The organism is Scytonema hofmannii PCC 7110, assembly GCF_000346485.2.
Lineage (GTDB): Bacteria > Cyanobacteriota > Cyanobacteriia > Cyanobacteriales > Nostocaceae > Scytonema > Scytonema hofmannii.
Genome location: NZ_KQ976354.1, coordinates 9,936,036 through 9,951,834 on the forward strand (window position 1 = coordinate 9,936,036; position 15,799 = coordinate 9,951,834).

Below are 15,799 nucleotides of genomic sequence, written 5' to 3' on the forward strand. Positions count from 1 at the left end.
AAGTGCTTCTGTAAAAAAATTGTTAGAAAAAACTGAAATGTTTACGTGTTAAATTTTACAAGCGAATGCCCGTCCCAGAATGTTGTGGGTTCCGGGTGGCGGTCCACATCTCTGTTCCCCCTCTAGGGAAACCAAACACCAAACGCTTGACGGAGTTTTCAACACTGCTTCGGCCATAATCCTATCCTGCTTGTCCAGAAAATTTGTCGCGTACTGTTGCTCTGGAATTTCTAGCTCGTAACTCTCAATCGACCCTTCAAAATAAGGTAATGAACCTTTTCGATTTCGGTCTAACGCTAATTTTAACTTTTCTTCAGTTGTTTTTATATTATCTAAGTCATTTCTTTGATCTCTTTCTTCTGTCCATCCTATCTTAGAGATAAAACTCTCATACGTCTTTTCATCATACACCTCACCATTGTATTCCAGTCGATTCCCGCTTTCCTGCCAAATTTGTCTTTGCACTGTAAAACCAAAACGTCCATTTGAGCTATTTTTCCACTTTTCGTCAATTTTTTGTAAGTCCCGACATGGAAATTTCATCATTTTTTCGCGACTCATATTTTCTTCTCTCTTCAACTGAGTCTTTTCTCTGCTGCTTCCCTGTCTTTCCTTTCGCGTTCCAACTGAGCTTCTTTCTCTTTTATAGCTATTTCTTCTTCTGTTTCCTTTGCTTGACTAGCTGATAAAAACTGCATATCTTGATAACTTAAACTTTTATCCTTAGCCCACTCTAAAGCATCCTGTAATGCCTTTCCTCCCAACAATCGCGATTCATCTGTACCACCAGAAGCAACCCAAAAACGAAAATTTTCAGAATAGGGACGTAGATTTCTTAATTGTCTTTCAATCCAGTTTTGGTTAAAAACTTCTTGATAAATGCGATTATAAACCTTTAAATTATCTAATCGTTTAACAACTAATCCCGATAACTGTAATTCAGTAATTTCCGTACCGTTATTAGTAGCTAATCCTTCATGTTTTTGAATCTGCTGATACAATTCCAGTAGATAAGAGGCACGTTGCTCATCTCTGAGAATTCTGTCTCTAATTGTTCGTAAATGCTCTGGGTCATCCTGAGATTCCCAATTCTCAATGATGCGAGACTTGACCACTTGCTCAACGGTGCGAGGATTTTCTTTGGTTGATTCTTCTACCATAAACTGGCACAGCTTTTGCGTCAGAAACGGTTGTCCTTCCGTCCAATCTAAAATTTCTTGCATCACAGCTTGGGGATTGCTAAATCTCAAGTGCAATCCTCTAACGAGCGGCTCAACTTCGTGGGGTTGAAAACCATGCAGTTCAATTCCTTCACCGATCTTAAAGGGGGTTTGGGTTTTATCAGTAATCAAATCGCTAGGAGTCGCTACCCCTAACAAAGCAAATGTCAGCCGCTCAAAAGTTGGATGATCGACTCGTTGATTTTGGAAAAAGCGAATGAGTGCAAAAAAGTCATCCAGAGAAAAATCTTGACTTAGCACTCTGTCAATTTCATCAACGAAAATGACTATCTGTTGCTCAATCTTCTCCAGTAATACTTTTTGGATGAATAAACTTAAGCATTGCACGGGAGAAAGGACTTCTTGCTGCTTTTGCCACCATGTCTGCCAATCGAAATCAAATTTATCTTCTAACTGGCAGCTTTCTACCAAAGCATAAACAATTCCTCCGTACCACTGCTCCATCGTGACCTTATGCTTACCAATCCCTGTGAGGTCGATCGCAGCACAAACTGTCCCTGAAGCTTGTAACTTTTGCATTGTCCGCACTCGCAAGCTAGACTTACCCATCTGTCGGGAATTAAGCACATAACAGAACTTCCCCGCCTTCAATTTTTGGTAAAACTCTTCGTCTGCAAGTCGCTTGACATAGCTAGGAGCATCAATCGGTAGACTTGCTCCAACCTGATAAAAGTTGGAAGTCTGTGCTGCCATATTGTTATTCCTCATAAAACACGGCGGAAGTACTCACGGTACAGCTGGCAACGAGGTGTGACATAATTGCTTTGTCGTTGCACCAGTCCAAGACTGTGTAATTTGTAAATCTGTATTGAATCTAATTCTACTGGCACAGTCGAGTTAACGACCTTTTTCAGTGCTTGGGCTAGTTCTGGTACTGATTGCAAGATGTCTAGTAGCGATCGCAAGTGATTGGCATAAATTCCTGCTTCTGTTGTAGCTGACTCCAACAAATTTTCTAGAGTGAGTTTTTCAGCTGCAATATGATATAGTGCTAACCGTATCAAATAGGGATGCCCTCCTACCATTGACCTTAATTCTTCTATAAGAGAGTTGTTTCCTTTAAGCCCATGCTTTTGTGCCAAATCTTGTACTTGTTGCCGATTAAACTCCTCTAGTTCTACAGGCACTCCGGCATTAAAAGGAGATTGATGGATATCTAAGGGAATATAAACTTCCGTAGAATGTGCTAACACCAATCGCATCTGTTTCCAAGCATCAGAAATTTTCCCTTTCTCATGCCAAGAGCGTAGCATCCCAAAAAAATCTTCAACCACTTCACTATAAGCAAATAATCGGTCTACTTCATCTAAGCCTAAGACTAAAGGAGAATCGATTTCAGCCAAAATATATTTTTTAAAATAAGCGGTACAGTTGTCATTGCTACCTAGAATTTTCGTATTCCAAGTATCATCCACTTTATTATCAAGGTCAAGTTCTGAGGTAACCTTGGAACAAAGCCAGCGCAAAAATCTATCAAGACTGGTAAGTACTGCTTTATCTATACCACCTAAATCCAAATAAACCGTTTGATAATTCTGAAGCTCTCCATGAGAGAGAATCCTAGTTAGCAAAGAAGTTTTACCCATCAGCTTTGGTGTTTTAATCCGAATTAGAGAGCCTGGTTTTTGCAGTGTTTCGTAACAAAGAGACTCAATTTCATAGTGCTCTACATAAAAAGGTGAAGAGAGCGGTACATGACCATCCGGATATTCCAATAAGCTTTGCTTCAAGGGAACATTAGGTAAGGAAACAGAAGGTATTTCTAAATTTAACAACTCTTCAGCAATATTTCTCAAAAGAGAATTTCCAGGATTCGACCTATATGCAGCACGAAGTAGGTTGTCCATCCATCCCTGAGAAACTGCTACTTTAATTAAATCAAAGATAATTTCTTGTAAATCCTTACCTCCTGCGATCGCATCTAAATTTTTATCTAATTCAAACGACACCATTTGCTCTAGTGATGATTTCTTCGGGAAAGCATCCTCAAGAGCTTCTTGTAGTTGTTTGCGCTGCCAACCAGATAAGCCCATTTTTCAAGATCGGTTGTTAGTATACCTGGAAACTGTAAGACGTTGTGCTTGTTCCTCATGTTACGTAAAAATATTTACACTATTTTATATACGTTAAATTACTGAGTTTTAGATAAATTTATCACTTTTAGTGCTTATTATTTCACACAAAAACCAGTATAAAGTATTACATAATATAAAGATATATTACAACAGCAATTCTACTCACAACGTGCTACTACTTAATTCAAGAGACGCTATAGTCTGGTTAAGGGCTTTGCGCCACGCTTCGAGATTGTACCAACCACAACCGACACAACCTGTTTCAGGCATCTTTTCCACTTAATGGTACATCTGTAAACCATACTGCGCTACCAGAATAGTAAAATTTTATTCCCAATGGAAAACCCCGTTGGTTTATTTAATAACATCGGCGGTATATTTCTCGCTTTTGCAGGTGACTCTGGTTTGACATCAGTTGAAATTCTTTCTTAATCTCCTCTTTCAGAAACCCCTCTAAACCTCACTTTTGAGAGAAAATAAAGGTTGACTCAAATTTGACATGGCATGGAACCTCTCATCTCACGTATGCAGGCGGTACAGTCGCCTATCATTCCTGTAATTGGTGAACTCATTCGGAACAACCCCGGAACTATCTCTCTCGGACAGGGTGTTGTTTCCTATAGCCCACCTCCTGAAGCAATAGAGCTTTTGCCTAAATTTTTATCCGATCCAACTAACCATTTATACCAAGCAGTTGAGGGGATTCCACTATTACTGACTGCTTTAAAGGGAAAATTGGAAGCTTTTAATGGGATTGAAATCAATGGAGAAAACAGTATTGTTGTAACCGCAGGTGGGAATATGGCATTTATGAATGCTGTGCTTGCTATTACCTCGGTAGGGGATGAAATTATTCTCAATACGCCATATTATTTCAACCATGAAATGGCAATTATGATGGCGGGTTGTCGTCCCGTTTTGGTAAAAACAGATGAAAATTACCAACTGCGCCCAGATGCGATCGCCGTTGCTATCACTTCCAAAACACGGGCTGTGCTTACGGTTTCCCCAAATAATCCCACCGGAGTAGTGTATTCAGAAGAAGCATTGCGCCAAGTCAATCAAATTTGTCGCGATCGCGGAATCTATCACATCAGCGATGAAGCTTACGAATACTTCACCTACAACGGAGTCAAGCACGTTTCTCCAGGTGCATTCGTTGGAAGTCGCGACTACACAATTTCTCTCTACAGTTTTTCTAAAGCATATGGTTTTGCCAGTTGGCGCATTGGCTATATGGTTATTCCCGAACACCTGTTGGTTGCTGTCAAAAAAGTTCAGGATACAATTCTGATTTGTCCACCAGTCGTTTCCCAGTATGCAGCTTTTGGAGCACTACAGGCAAAAGAAGATTTCTTGAAAAATCATATTCAGGCGATCGCAAAAGTTAGAGAAGTTGTACTCAAATCCCTGAATCGGTTGCAAGACATATGTACAATTGTCCCTGCTGATGGAGCTTTTTACTTTTTCCTCAAAGTTCATACCGATCTCAACGATTTTGAATTAACCAAACGCCTCATCCAAGAACATCAAGTAGCAGTGATTCCAGGTAGTACATTTGGTATGGATGATGGATGTTACCTCCGAGTTGCTTGCGGTGCATTGCAAAAAGACACAGCCTCTGAAGGTATTGAGCGATTAGTCAGAGGTTTACAAAGTAGGTTGGGTTGAGGAACGAAACCCAACATATCATCAAACCATCACCACCCAACATTTAAGAGTTAGGTGCGATTCGTTGTGGATGAATCACGGTAATCAGTCCGTAAATAACTCCACCAACCCGGCAGCAGATTACTGCCAATAAAGGTTGAACTCTCGGTCTGATGTGGGTGAAAGTCCCACCTACCAGACTCAGGTATGACTCCCTATCTGTCCACGCCGACCGGACTCGGTTTTCGGAGAGCGAAGCTGGAAACAGGGCACAATCAGACGTTCGTTGTGGAATGACACTGGCGCTAATGGGGGGTTTCTATGGTGAAACAGAGCCTGGAAAAGCAACCCATTAAAAAGCAGGGCACAACACCAAAACCCTGACTTCACTGGAGCTAATTCCTGCCGCATCTCTTACTAATAGCGGCGAGAGTCTAAGGAATCCAGTGGTTGAAATGGCTACACCTAAAGAAACTAACAATCTTACCGAGGGAACGAATAAAAACGAAACGAAGGTCAAGGGCGAGGTCGAACCCCTTGTAGGCTGGACGAGCAGATGAATTCTTTCGATTCGGGTAGGACGCGGCGTAATTGCTGCGAGGTGTTCAGAAAACACGATTTGGAGTTAGCGCATGATTAGACACAGTAGCAATACTAGTGAATCCTGGAAAACGTTACCGTGGAAGAAATTCCGCCAAAACTTATTCCGCCTACAAAGAAGAGTGTTTAAAGCTGTTCAAGTTGGAGACTACCGGAAAGCGAAGTCCCTTCAAAAGCTGATTCTGAAATCCACCGGAGCGCGATTACTGGCTGTACGTCAAGTATCACAGCTAAATGCTGGGAAAAAGACCCCAGGAATCGATGGTATAGCCAAGCTCACGTTCGAGCAACGCTTTGAACTGAGTGACGAGCTATTACGCCATGGCAGAAAATGGCAACACCTTGGACTGCGCGAAATTCCTCTCCCTAAAAAGGACGGGAAAATCAGGATTCTTAAAGTTCCCACAATGAGCGACCGCGCTTGGCAATGTCTGGTGAAATATGCCTTAGAACCAGCACACGAAGCCACCTTCCACGCCAGGAGTTACGGATTCAGGACAGGGCGGTCGGCACACGACGCACAAAAACACCTGTTCGATAACCTAAACTCTAGGGTAAATGGAAAGGAAAAACGAGTCATCGAACTTGACATCGAAAAGTGCTTCGACAGGATAAGCCACTCAACAATAATGGACAGACTCATCGCTCCCGCGAGCATAAAGCAAGGAATCTTCCGATGTTTAAAAGCAGGAGTCAACCCAGAATTCCCGGAACAAGGAACGCCGCAAGGCGGGGTGGTAAGTCCCTTATTAGCTAACATTGCACTCAACGGGATAGAGGAAATACATCAATCGGTACGATATGCCGATGACATGATTATAATCCTCAAACCTGAAGACAACGCACAAGAAATACTTGACCTCATCAGCCGATTTCTCGCAGAAAGGGGAATGAATATCAGTGAAAAGAAAACCAAGCTAACCGCTACGACAGATGGCTTTGATTTTCTCGGTTGGCACATAAACGTGCAAGCCAACGGAAAGTTTAGGTGTGTCCCTTCAGTGGATAACTTCAAAACATTCCGTAAGAAAGTCAAATACATTGCCAACAACGCGAACTATGGTGCCACGATAAAGGCTATGAAACTAGCCCCCGTGGTTAGAGGCTGGAGGAACTACCACCGTTTCTGTAAGATGGATGGGTCACGATTCTCGTTATACCACATCGAAAGCAGAGCAATTAAGGTGTTCAACAAGGAAACCAAGCTCAACCGCGAAACTAGCAAGAAATTGCTAGATAAAGCGTTCCCAAAGGTTCCTTACTCCGAAAATAAACACGTCAAAGTCAGAGGTGAGAAATCACCATTCGATGGCGACATCGCCTACTGGAGCGAACGAAACAGCAAACTCTACTTCGGCAAAACCTCTAAAGCATTAAAACGTCAAAACCATACTTGTGGATACTGCGGCTTAAAGATGCTCAGTGATGAGAAGGTACACCTGCATCATGTAGATGGTGACCATAACAATTGGAAAGTAAATAACCTTCTAGCGGTTCACGAAAGCTGTCACGATTATATCCACATGAGCACAGCACAAAGCTAAGAACATCGGGAGCCGGATGCACCCAAAGGCGCACGTCCGGTTCTAATAGAGAGGTGCGCGGGATAATACCCGCCATCGACTCTACCTAGAAATCACATGGAGATTATTAATAAATTTATCGAAATGGAAACAGATAAGGGAATTAACATTTACAACATAACACCACAACTTGAGGCGGTTCTGGCATCAACTTCTATTCAAAACGGTCAGCTTTTAGTATTTTCTCGTCATACCACCACAGCATTAGCTATTAATGAATATGAAGAGAGATTATTGGTAGACATCAAAGTTTATTTGCAGAAATTGGCACCAGAATCAGATAACTACTTACACAATGACCTGAATTTAAGAAAAAACATACCCCCAGATGAACCGATGAATGCCCATTCTCACTTAATGGCAATGACTTTAAGTACGAGTGAAGTAGTTCCTATTGTAGATGGCAAATTAGCCTTAGGAACTTATCAATCTATCTTACTTTTTGAGTTAGATGGTCCTCGAAAAAGAACAGTGTTTTGCCAAATCTCTGGACAGTGACCAAGTGACCAGTGACAAATAGCCAGAATTTTGATGCTTGTCTTATTTTATGATTGGTTAATCTAACCTAAACTTCTCAAAGATAAGTTGTCCAAACAACATATTTTCATCCACTGCTGACAAAGTTTTGTTATTAGCACTGTCAGAATTTAAACAACGACAAACTAACTGAGCAACATCTGCACGATGGATAATACCTGCAATATTCGGGTTTTCAGTTAAAACTCCATTTCCCGTTGCTGGTTCTGATTTTAACCCACCAGGACGAATAATTGTATATGTCAACCCGCTTTCGATAAGATACTTTTCAGCTTTTTCTTTCTCTATTAAAACGGGTCTTAATGTTTCAAGAGCTTGGGGTGATAAAGCAACGATACTGTTACCACTACCAATAGAAGAAACAAGAATAAACTTTTTGACTCCTGCTTTGACCGCCACATCAATGAGATTTTTATTGCCTATATAATCTGCTCTTTCTCCATCTTTAGGTAAACCGCCAATTGTACTGATGACTGCATGAATCGGCTCTTCAGTCAGCATAACATTTTCTATATCTCCTACATTTAAAGCATTTCCTAAAGTCACCTTAATACCCATAGCTTCTAGTTCAGCACGAGCCTCTTCTGTTCTCAAAAGAGACTTGACTTTTAGCTGTTGTTCAGTCAAACACTTAGCAATTTCTCGACCGACTCCACGACTTGCACCAGCCAGAAAAATGTAGGGTGTAGTTATCATAAATTTTAGTTCAAATAGCTGTTGTAGAACAAATTACAATATATAAATATATCTTCTTTGTGTCATTGCTATACATACAATTTCATAATTTATGTTTGTCAATCGCTTTAATGATAGATCTATTACCTAAAGCAGAGCCATTTAATTCCCAAAGAAGGAGTAAAAGTCAATACCAGTCAAGATAATTTAATAAAAAATCCAAGATTTGACTTTACCAATGGACTGTAAGGTCGCGATGGATGCTTTTAAAGCAACTTAAGGAAGGAAAGATTTTATGAATAACGCAGAAAAGCAAGTGTTACCAGAAGATCCAGCACAAGCAGAAATTGGTAGAGGCGCTCCTAGTAACGACCACTATGGGGTACAACTAGCACAGACTATAGGAGTCAATGCACCAGATGAAAGAATTCCCGCTAATACCCCAACAGAATTGAACAAAGAACAACTTGAGGCTTTTGAAGAGCAAGAAGAAGGTACATTACATACCACAGATGGATATGTAATTGATGAAGCAGGTCAGTTAAATAATTTTGCAGTTGAACCACCAATGTATGTTGAGGGTGAAAAACCTAGAATTTAACACTTCTTTGTTGCAAAATTAGTTTTTTATCTCAGATAAAGGTATTGAAGAAACCCGGTTTTTCCAAAAATTGGGTTTCTTGGTATATAAGGGGTTGCGCTACTGCTAAAGGAACTTCGCAACCACTTCTGCTGTCTCTTTCGACGAAACAACAGGAATAATCTCGAATTCACCAAGATCTTGCCATTGTAAGATCCACTCCTGAAATAAACGTGGATCGTCACACTCCATGAGTTGGAAGCACTGCTCGAAGTTAGCTGAAACCCAACTATCAATATGCAGTATTAGCGTATCAGTCACTCTTTCGAGTTCCCGATCTGGTTCTCTTACTTAGCTAAATTTGTTGTAAATTATACTTTAATTTCAAGTATCTCTAGTAATCCTAAATCATTTGTAAAATTCTCTCTTTTCTTCGTGCTCTTTGCGTCTTTGTGGTTAAAAATTTTTATCTATCAAATAGGACTGCGATAAATCCTCCCTCTTCAGTTATTGCTTAGCCAGCCATTAGCAAGTGCTATTAAAATTTAGTATATTTTTTAACATTTATCAATGAGATATTTTTGTTATTTCTCAGTACAGCCCGAAAATACTCAGTCTCAACCTCCAAATCTTCTTCTGATTATAGATTTGTTAAGTATCTAATTCTTATCAGGATGAAAATTCATATACATCGGTTCTAAAAAAACCAAGTAACTGTATTCGTATAATCAGTAATAATACTTAGCCCAATAGTAGGAGGCACTCTAAGACTGACTCATGCCAAAGTAGTAGATAAGAAGATAAAAAAAAACTTATGGCTAAACGAGCAGAAAAAAAATTAGAACACTACCAGGATGCACGAGTTGCAGCAACTACAAGAATATGGGGTATTTCTGTAGGAATGCTTGCTATCTGCATTCCACTTACAGCTATTACAAGAAGTTCTATTCTACCTTTAGCTACTATTACAGGAGCAGCTGTAGGTACGGTGGCTGTTTGGCGTTCTGATGATAAAAAATCTAAAAATAACAACTATTTACCCCAAGACAAAGTGGAACTGTTAGAGCAAAGGATTGCTGATTTAGAAACAATTGTTAGCAGTGACGATCTCGATTTGCGCTCTAAAATTAAACAGCTTGAATCTGGCGATAGTCAAGCTTAAAGTATACACTATTATTTTTAGCTCAATGATTTATAGTTAGTATTTTTATGACCTTCTCTATTTTAGGGAAGATCATAAAAATGACTTAGTTAAATAAATATTAAAAATCTAGGGAAATAGTAGAATTGCGATCGCACCCTTGCCACTATGTTCTTGGAAGATCGCGCTCGTTCTATCTGCAAGCGATCGCTATATCCTTGATATTACTCCCTTCCCGCTTTAAGATTACCTATGGGGTGGCCATTGCCAGGCAATATAATGTTAATTCAAGTAAAACTTCTTAGCATTTTGCGTCTAATGATTTTTCAAAAAACATATATCTAAAGATGGATGGCGTATGCTTGTTTCAATTCGGAAAAAATCAATAATTATTAAGCGATATTACAATTGTTTCAAAAATATTTAGAAATTGTCTAAAACCCAAACCTAGCTTTAAGGTAGAACCTATAGGAGAATCTGAGAGGCAAATTATGACAAATAACATTCAAAAGTATAGGTTTGTCTGTACTCTTACCTTTGGAGACATATACGGTCAAATCATTGTTTGGCTGATAACTATTGCTTTAAGCTTGGCTTCTGCTTTGGCACTAATGGGTGCTAGAAGACCAGTTTATGCTTTAGCAGCAGTTGGACTTGTGGTTCTGTTATCGCTACCTTTCTTGCTTTTTGCCTTCGTCACCACATTACTCAATCATATTGAGTTAGCTCCTGTAGACTCAGAAACTAAAATGCAACCAATCCCTGGTAACATTTCTCAGCAACAACCAGTACAGGTTAGTGGTTAGTGGTTAGTGGTTAGTAGTTAGTTGTTAGTAGTGTGTCTTAACAACTAATAACGAGCACCTAAAATCTAAAATCACGAAACATCCCTGCTGATAGCGGGGAATTTTTTTTAAAAATAGACTAAAAAGGATGAAGTATGAAGTATAAAGTAGAAAGGATGAAAGACAAGAAATATCGGTAGAAAAATAATTAGTTATATTTCACATTTTATACTTTATTATTCATCCTTTATCCTTTATCCTTTTTCAAGATGTTTGAACATGATGTGATTATTGTTGGGGGCGGATTGGCTGGCTGTCGTGCAGCAGTGGAAATTGCTAGAACTGACCCCAGTCTGAATGTGGCGGTGGTGGCGAAAACTCACCCTATTCGATCGCACTCAGTTGCTGCACAAGGTGGGATCGCGGCTACTTTAAAAAATGTGGATTCTACTGATACTTGGGAAGCTCACGCTTTTGATACGGTGAAGGGATCTGACTATTTAGCAGACCAAGATGCAGTAGAAATTCTTACCCGTGAAGCACCAGATGTGGTCATTGATTTAGAACACATGGGAGTTTTGTTCTCTCGCTTAAACGATGGTCGCATTGCCCAGCGTGCTTTTGGCGGACATTCTCACCATCGTACTTGCTACGCTGCGGATAAGACAGGTCATGCTATCTTGCACGAGTTGGTAAATAACCTCCGACGTTATGGTGTGAAAATTTACCAAGAGTGGTACGTCATGCGCCTAATTTTAGAAGAAGGTCAGGCAAAAGGGCTTGTCATGTACCGCATTGAAGATGGGAAAATTGAGGTGGTGCGGGCTAAAGCCGTCATGTTTGCCACTGGTGGTTATGGTCGAGTATATAATACCACGTCCAATGACTATGCATCTACTGGTGATGGTTTGGCAATGACTGCGGCTGCGGGTTTACCCTTAGAGGATATGGAATTTGTTCAGTTCCATCCTACTGGGTTATATCCAGTGGGTGTGCTGATTTCAGAAGCGGTACGTGGAGAAGGGGCTTACCTCATCAATAGTGAGGGAGAACGTTTTATGGCAAGATATGCTCCAAGCCGCATGGAACTTGCTCCTCGCGATATTACTTCACGAGCGATCGCATATGAAATTCGTGCTGGACGTGGTATTCATTCTGATGGTAGTGCTGGTGGACCTTTTGTTTATTTAGATTTGCGCCACATGGGAAAAGAAAAAATTATGAGTCGCGTTCCCTTCTGTTGGGAAGAAGCACATCGCCTAGTCGGTGTTGACGCAGTGACTCAACCCATGCCAGTCAGACCAACTATCCATTATTGCATGGGCGGTATCCCAGTTAATACTAACGGTCAAGTCCGCAGTAGTGGTGAGGGTTTGGTTGACGGGTTCTTTTCGGCTGGCGAAACAGCTTGTGTTTCCGTACATGGTGCAAATCGCTTGGGTAGCAATTCTTTGTTGGAATGTGTCGTTTATGGACGGAGAACTGGGGCGGCAATAGCACAATTTGTGCAAAAACGCAAGCTACCCCTTGTGGACGAGCAACGCTACATTACCGAAGCTAAGCAACAAATACAAACTTTATTAGACCAGCCCGGAAAATACCGCATCAACCAAGTCCGCCAAGCTTTTCAGGATTGTATGACCCAGTATTGCGGTGTTTTCCGAACAGAAGAATTAATGCGTGAAGGGCTGTTGAAATTAGAAGAATTACAACAGCAATATTCGCAAATTTATTTAGATGATAAAGGCGACTGTTGGAACACCGAAATTGTGGAAGCCATGGAAATGAGAAGTTTGATGTTGGTAGGGCGTATCATTCTCGAATCAGCAGCCAATCGCCGGGAAAGCCGGGGCGCTCATTTCCGCGAAGATTATCCAGAAAGAGACGATCCAAACTTCCTTAAACACACAATGGCTTATTATTCTCCCGCCGGAATTGATATCCAATATCGTCACGTCGCTATGACTATGTTCCAGCCACAAGAGAGAAAGTATTGAAATGGGTGTGGTTAGTTGTTAGTTGTTGATTGTTAACAACTAACGATGACAGGCGAGACGCCTGTCCTACACCACTAACCACTAACCACTAACTCTTTACTATAACCTGAGTTCGACGTAAAAAAAGACTAAAAACTAGATAAAGTAAACTTTGTCTACCAATGTAATTTAAAGCCAAAGTACCAGCCTACAGAACTTTTACCCCAATTAGCTAATACGAGCAAAAACTTTATTACGTTTAGCTCGAGGATTTAAACAAATTTCCAGAGAAGTTGAATCAATAAAATTGATGCCAGTACTTTCTCCAGGGCACGATTGAAGATACCAACACAAGGGAATTAACGCACTTTTCTCCAATTCCACAAACCGATTATAACTAACAAGGTTCGGAAAATATTTTGGAAAATAAATACAGACGTGTTTAGTGTAGTAATCTTTAAAGTTTCTATAAGATGAGTGATGAAAATAAATAATTATTGTCATGACTTCACTTAAACATAAATTAAATGTTTTCTGACGTTTTCGCTCAGTGGTAGAGAGTAATTCTTGCTGCCATTTTTTTTCAAAATCTCTAGAGAAATCATCTACATCACATACGGAGCTTCTCTAATTCCATATTTTTTTACCTCAAGCTTTGAAAAAGTTATAAAATCAAATTTCGCTCAAAACCTTATTTTAAATCTTCCGGAGAAACAACTCGTGAATCTTGTAGAAGTTTTTCAAAAAACTTACCCAGTTGATTGCTTAAAACTATTGCAATGTTTAATTGACTGGAAGGAACGACCAATTTGGATATTACGGGTGCTTGGTTATTGGCGTTCTCCTCAACACCCATTGCGCCATTTACTATTAATTCGCTTGCTTCAATGTTCAGCCAAAGAATTTTTTCAACCAGTGTAGAACTTTATTGTCATGACTTACGACCCATAAGGCAACATCTCAAAAAAGATGAATTATCAGGACAAATGTTTGATGATGAATTAGACCTTGCCTACGCTGTAATTAACGGGATTGACGCCAGAGGACAGCGAGGAGACTATACGACAGAACGTGTTAAATTTTACTCAAATTATTCTCCTTAACCTTTCGTTACATAACTAGAAATTTTTCCGCCAACTTACTTAATATTGACAAATACATTACAATCTTTAACGTTTCATTAATGAGTGTAAATTTCTATTGAATTACAATAAGAACTGTACAGAGGATATTGTGAAGCGCATTTTAGTATGGCAATATCTAAATGTTGTAAAAAAGTTTACGATAACAATTTGCTATTAAATTCATTTAAGAGAGAACTCTTAAATGAGAAATAGAAACTTCGTGACTTACGCCCGGAACGTTTCAAATTTTTTATCTGTTTTTCTAAGGAATTTGGAGGCTTTAAACCCTATCTTTTGTGCTGATTCTTTTCTGTTAAGAGTTCCCTTTTAATTGTAACACATATATTATTATTCAAGGGTTACGACCTGATGATTAGTAGTGATTGCTGGAATGTGAAACTAAAGTTTTTTGATTCAGAAAATAGTGGCAGGGCGAAGAAAGTTTATCTGTTTACAATATATGCGGTAGATTGCATTCCCGTTACTTTGAGTGAAATTCATTATTGATCTATTCCGAAATATACTGATTCTTCAGTACACTCAAAAGCTTCATCTTAAAGTATGCGAAAAACAGCACAATAGCTTAATTTACGGATAAGAAAAATGAACAAGAGGTTGGAACAAACTATCAGGATTGCGCTTCTGGTCATGTTGATGATAGCCACTGTGGTTGTTTATTCAGACTTCTTCACTCCCCAAGAAGCCATTGCTCTTTCCTCAAATGACATCTGCCAACCGACGAGTGAAAATGCCATCAACAAATACAGCGACGACTTCCTGCCTCAGAGCAATGATGATCCCAAAAACGGGAGCATTAAGGTTACTTCGTTTGGAACGACTATGCTGTTGTTTGATGAGGGCGAAACGCAAGTAATGGTCGATGGCTACATCACGCGTCCACCGTTTCTAAATTATGATCCTAGCAAGCCTTGGATCGAGCAGGATGTTCAAACTAAAAACGAGTTGGTTGATCAGGCACTATCTGAGTACGCCAAAGTTGACAGACTCAAGGCGTTGTTTGTTGCACACAGTCACTTTGACCATGCACTTGACGTTGCTTATATCGCCAAAAAGACTGGAGCGCAATTGTACGGGTCAGAATCGACCAGGAACATTGGTCGAGGGGGAGGCGTACCCGAAGATAAAATGACGCTGTACGATCCGGGCAAGGAAGTGGAAGTTGGCAAGTTTACCGTGACCGTCCTGCGTTCCCAGCACTCGCCTCCTACTCCCGGAGTCAACGATGACTTGGGTCAGGTCATTGACGCACCGCTCACACAACCCACAATGCTGAGCAACTATGTAGAAGGTAAATCGTTTGACTTTCTCATCAAGCATCGCGATCACTCGGAGCACTCTATTTTGGTAAAGCCCTCTGCCAATTTCATGTGGTGTGCGCTGGATCAAGTGTCGCCGGTTAATGTGCTCTTCCTGGGAATGGCAACGGCGGGGTCTCAGTGTCAGGAGTTCCGAGACGCCTTCTACGAGCAGACTGTAGGCAACTTAAAGCCTCAGCTTGTGATTCCCATACACTGGGATAACTTCTTTTGTCCACTGAAACCGGACGAAACCCTCTATGCCTTGGATAATAACGATTTGACTGCTGGCTTCGACTTTCTGAAGAACCAACTTACAAACCACGGGATCAATTTCGGAATCATGCAGAAGGGCTTTCATAGCGTGATGTTATTTAACGATCAAGGCGACGGCACCCGATCACTTCGTCCATCACAAGAAGTCAGCACTCAAGCCCACTCCTAGATTGAGTGGGATGAGCTTAATTTCAGGCTCATACTGCTCTACTGAAAGACAGCCTTTGTTGAAGTACCATC

The 15,799-nt window shown here is 40.4% G+C and carries 16 protein-coding genes and 1 pseudogene; 11 read left to right on the forward strand and 6 right to left on the reverse strand.

What is annotated here, in order from left to right; translation table 11 throughout:
* Positions 1-48 precede the first annotated feature (48 nt).
* The 3 genes from WA1_RS41935 to WA1_RS41945 are packed head-to-tail and all read right to left on the reverse strand — an operon-like array spanning position 49 to position 3,274.
* Positions 49-579 (reverse strand): GUN4 domain-containing protein, encoded by a 531-nt coding sequence (locus WA1_RS41935; protein WP_272819338.1) that lies wholly within the window; start codon positions 577-579, stop codon positions 49-51.
* Complete coding sequence (locus tag WA1_RS41940; protein ID WP_017743033.1) at positions 576-1,934, reverse strand: AAA-like domain-containing protein; 1,359 nt, start codon at positions 1,932-1,934, stop codon at positions 576-578. The genes WA1_RS41935 and WA1_RS41940 overlap by 4 nt, the downstream gene beginning before the upstream one ends.
* Positions 1,935-1,945: 11 nt before the next feature.
* Positions 1,946-3,274: an AAA-like domain-containing protein gene (locus tag WA1_RS41945; RefSeq protein WP_017743034.1), complete on the reverse strand. Its 1,329-nt coding sequence runs from the start codon at positions 3,272-3,274 to the stop codon at positions 1,946-1,948.
* A gap of 546 nt (positions 3,275-3,820) precedes the next feature.
* On the opposite strand from WA1_RS41945, the gene WA1_RS41950 reads away from it, so the two are divergent.
* From WA1_RS41950 to WA1_RS41960, 3 genes are all read left to right on the forward strand, one after another.
* Positions 3,821-4,987 (forward strand): pyridoxal phosphate-dependent aminotransferase, encoded by a 1,167-nt coding sequence (locus WA1_RS41950; RefSeq protein ID WP_017743035.1) that lies wholly within the window; start codon positions 3,821-3,823, stop codon positions 4,985-4,987.
* Positions 4,988-5,598: 611 nt separating this feature from the next.
* Entirely contained in the window at positions 5,599-7,110 is a 1,512-nt protein-coding gene (locus WA1_RS41955; RefSeq protein ID WP_017750084.1) for a group II intron reverse transcriptase/maturase, read from the forward strand.
* A 96-nt stretch (positions 7,111-7,206) separates the two neighbouring features.
* A complete protein-coding gene (locus WA1_RS41960) occupies positions 7,207-7,647 on the forward strand; it encodes a secondary thiamine-phosphate synthase enzyme YjbQ (protein WP_017748561.1) in 441 nt (146 codons plus the stop codon).
* A gap of 57 nt (positions 7,648-7,704) precedes the next feature.
* Here the strand turns inward: WA1_RS41960 and WA1_RS41965 are convergent, their stop codons facing one another.
* Complete coding sequence (locus WA1_RS41965) at positions 7,705-8,382, reverse strand: SDR family oxidoreductase (RefSeq protein WP_017748560.1); 678 nt, start codon at positions 8,380-8,382, stop codon at positions 7,705-7,707.
* 274 nt (positions 8,383-8,656) lie between these two features.
* Between WA1_RS41965 and WA1_RS41970 the strand changes: the two genes are divergently transcribed.
* Positions 8,657-8,962 carry a hypothetical protein gene (locus WA1_RS41970; RefSeq protein ID WP_017748559.1) on the forward strand — a complete coding sequence of 102 codons (306 nt, stop codon included), beginning with the start codon at positions 8,657-8,659 and terminating at the stop codon, positions 8,960-8,962.
* A 105-nt stretch (positions 8,963-9,067) separates the two neighbouring features.
* Here the strand turns inward: WA1_RS41970 and WA1_RS60825 are convergent, their stop codons facing one another.
* Positions 9,068-9,262, reverse strand: a complete 195-nt coding sequence (locus WA1_RS60825; RefSeq protein WP_017748558.1) for a DUF3303 domain-containing protein — start codon at positions 9,260-9,262, stop codon at positions 9,068-9,070.
* Between the two features lie 493 nt (positions 9,263-9,755).
* On the opposite strand from WA1_RS60825, the gene WA1_RS41980 reads away from it, so the two are divergent.
* The 3 genes from WA1_RS41980 (at position 9,756) to WA1_RS41990 (ending at position 12,864) form a co-directional block, all read left to right on the forward strand.
* Positions 9,756-10,103, forward strand: a complete 348-nt coding sequence (locus WA1_RS41980) for a hypothetical protein (protein WP_017748557.1) — start codon at positions 9,756-9,758, stop codon at positions 10,101-10,103.
* 470 nt (positions 10,104-10,573) lie between these two features.
* Positions 10,574-10,888: a hypothetical protein gene (locus tag WA1_RS41985; RefSeq protein WP_017748556.1), complete on the forward strand. Its 315-nt coding sequence runs from the start codon at positions 10,574-10,576 to the stop codon at positions 10,886-10,888.
* Positions 10,889-11,136: 248 nt separating this feature from the next.
* The gene (locus WA1_RS41990) at positions 11,137-12,864 is read left to right on the forward strand and encodes a succinate dehydrogenase/fumarate reductase flavoprotein subunit (RefSeq protein ID WP_017748555.1); all 1,728 of its coding nucleotides are present in this window, start codon (positions 11,137-11,139) and stop codon (positions 12,862-12,864) included.
* Between the two features lie 161 nt (positions 12,865-13,025).
* On the opposite strand, the pseudogene WA1_RS61990 reads toward WA1_RS41990, so the two are convergent.
* Positions 13,026-13,480, reverse strand: a pseudogene (locus tag WA1_RS61990) (transposase); the annotation flags it as partial.
* Positions 13,481-13,563: 83 nt separating this feature from the next.
* Here WA1_RS61990 and WA1_RS61995 point away from each other — a divergent pair.
* From WA1_RS61995 to WA1_RS42000, 4 genes are all read left to right on the forward strand, one after another.
* Entirely contained in the window at positions 13,564-13,764 is a 201-nt protein-coding gene (locus tag WA1_RS61995) for a TnsD family Tn7-like transposition protein (protein ID WP_158516763.1), read from the forward strand.
* Positions 13,731-13,946: a hypothetical protein gene (locus WA1_RS58985; protein WP_201789159.1), complete on the forward strand. Its 216-nt coding sequence runs from the start codon at positions 13,731-13,733 to the stop codon at positions 13,944-13,946. The genes WA1_RS61995 and WA1_RS58985 overlap by 34 nt, the downstream gene beginning before the upstream one ends.
* Before the next feature lie 390 nt (positions 13,947-14,336).
* Positions 14,337-14,474, forward strand: coding sequence for a cyanobactin maturation protease PatG family protein (locus WA1_RS57695; protein ID WP_158516764.1), 138 nt, complete (start codon positions 14,337-14,339; stop codon positions 14,472-14,474).
* A gap of 96 nt (positions 14,475-14,570) precedes the next feature.
* Positions 14,571-15,728: an MBL fold metallo-hydrolase gene (locus tag WA1_RS42000; protein ID WP_017748553.1), complete on the forward strand. Its 1,158-nt coding sequence runs from the start codon at positions 14,571-14,573 to the stop codon at positions 15,726-15,728.
* Positions 15,729-15,799 lie beyond the last annotated feature (71 nt).

What these genes read in the sequence shown, in the direction of transcription:
- WA1_RS41940 (WP_017743033.1), bottom strand. Translation starts at nt 1,934, where the DNA reads ATGGCAGCACAGACTTCCAACTTTTATCAGGTTGGAGCAAGTCTACCG.
- WA1_RS41945 (WP_017743034.1), bottom strand. Translation starts at nt 3,274, where the DNA reads ATGGGCTTATCTGGTTGGCAGCGCAAACAACTACAAGAAGCTCTTGAG.
- WA1_RS41950 (WP_017743035.1), top strand. Translation starts at nt 3,821, where the DNA reads ATGGAACCTCTCATCTCACGTATGCAGGCGGTACAGTCGCCTATCATT.
- WA1_RS41955 (WP_017750084.1), top strand. Translation starts at nt 5,599, where the DNA reads ATGATTAGACACAGTAGCAATACTAGTGAATCCTGGAAAACGTTACCG.
- WA1_RS41960 (WP_017748561.1), top strand. Translation starts at nt 7,207, where the DNA reads ATGGAGATTATTAATAAATTTATCGAAATGGAAACAGATAAGGGAATT.
- WA1_RS41965 (WP_017748560.1), bottom strand. Translation starts at nt 8,382, where the DNA reads ATGATAACTACACCCTACATTTTTCTGGCTGGTGCAAGTCGTGGAGTC.
- WA1_RS41970 (WP_017748559.1), top strand. Translation starts at nt 8,657, where the DNA reads ATGAATAACGCAGAAAAGCAAGTGTTACCAGAAGATCCAGCACAAGCA.
- WA1_RS41980 (WP_017748557.1), top strand. Translation starts at nt 9,756, where the DNA reads ATGGCTAAACGAGCAGAAAAAAAATTAGAACACTACCAGGATGCACGA.
- WA1_RS41985 (WP_017748556.1), top strand. Translation starts at nt 10,574, where the DNA reads ATGACAAATAACATTCAAAAGTATAGGTTTGTCTGTACTCTTACCTTT.
- WA1_RS41990 (WP_017748555.1), top strand. Translation starts at nt 11,137, where the DNA reads ATGTTTGAACATGATGTGATTATTGTTGGGGGCGGATTGGCTGGCTGT.
- WA1_RS58985 (WP_201789159.1), top strand. Translation starts at nt 13,731, where the DNA reads ATGTTCAGCCAAAGAATTTTTTCAACCAGTGTAGAACTTTATTGTCAT.
- WA1_RS57695 (WP_158516764.1), top strand. Translation starts at nt 14,337, where the DNA reads ATGATTAGTAGTGATTGCTGGAATGTGAAACTAAAGTTTTTTGATTCA.
- WA1_RS42000 (WP_017748553.1), top strand. Translation starts at nt 14,571, where the DNA reads ATGAACAAGAGGTTGGAACAAACTATCAGGATTGCGCTTCTGGTCATG.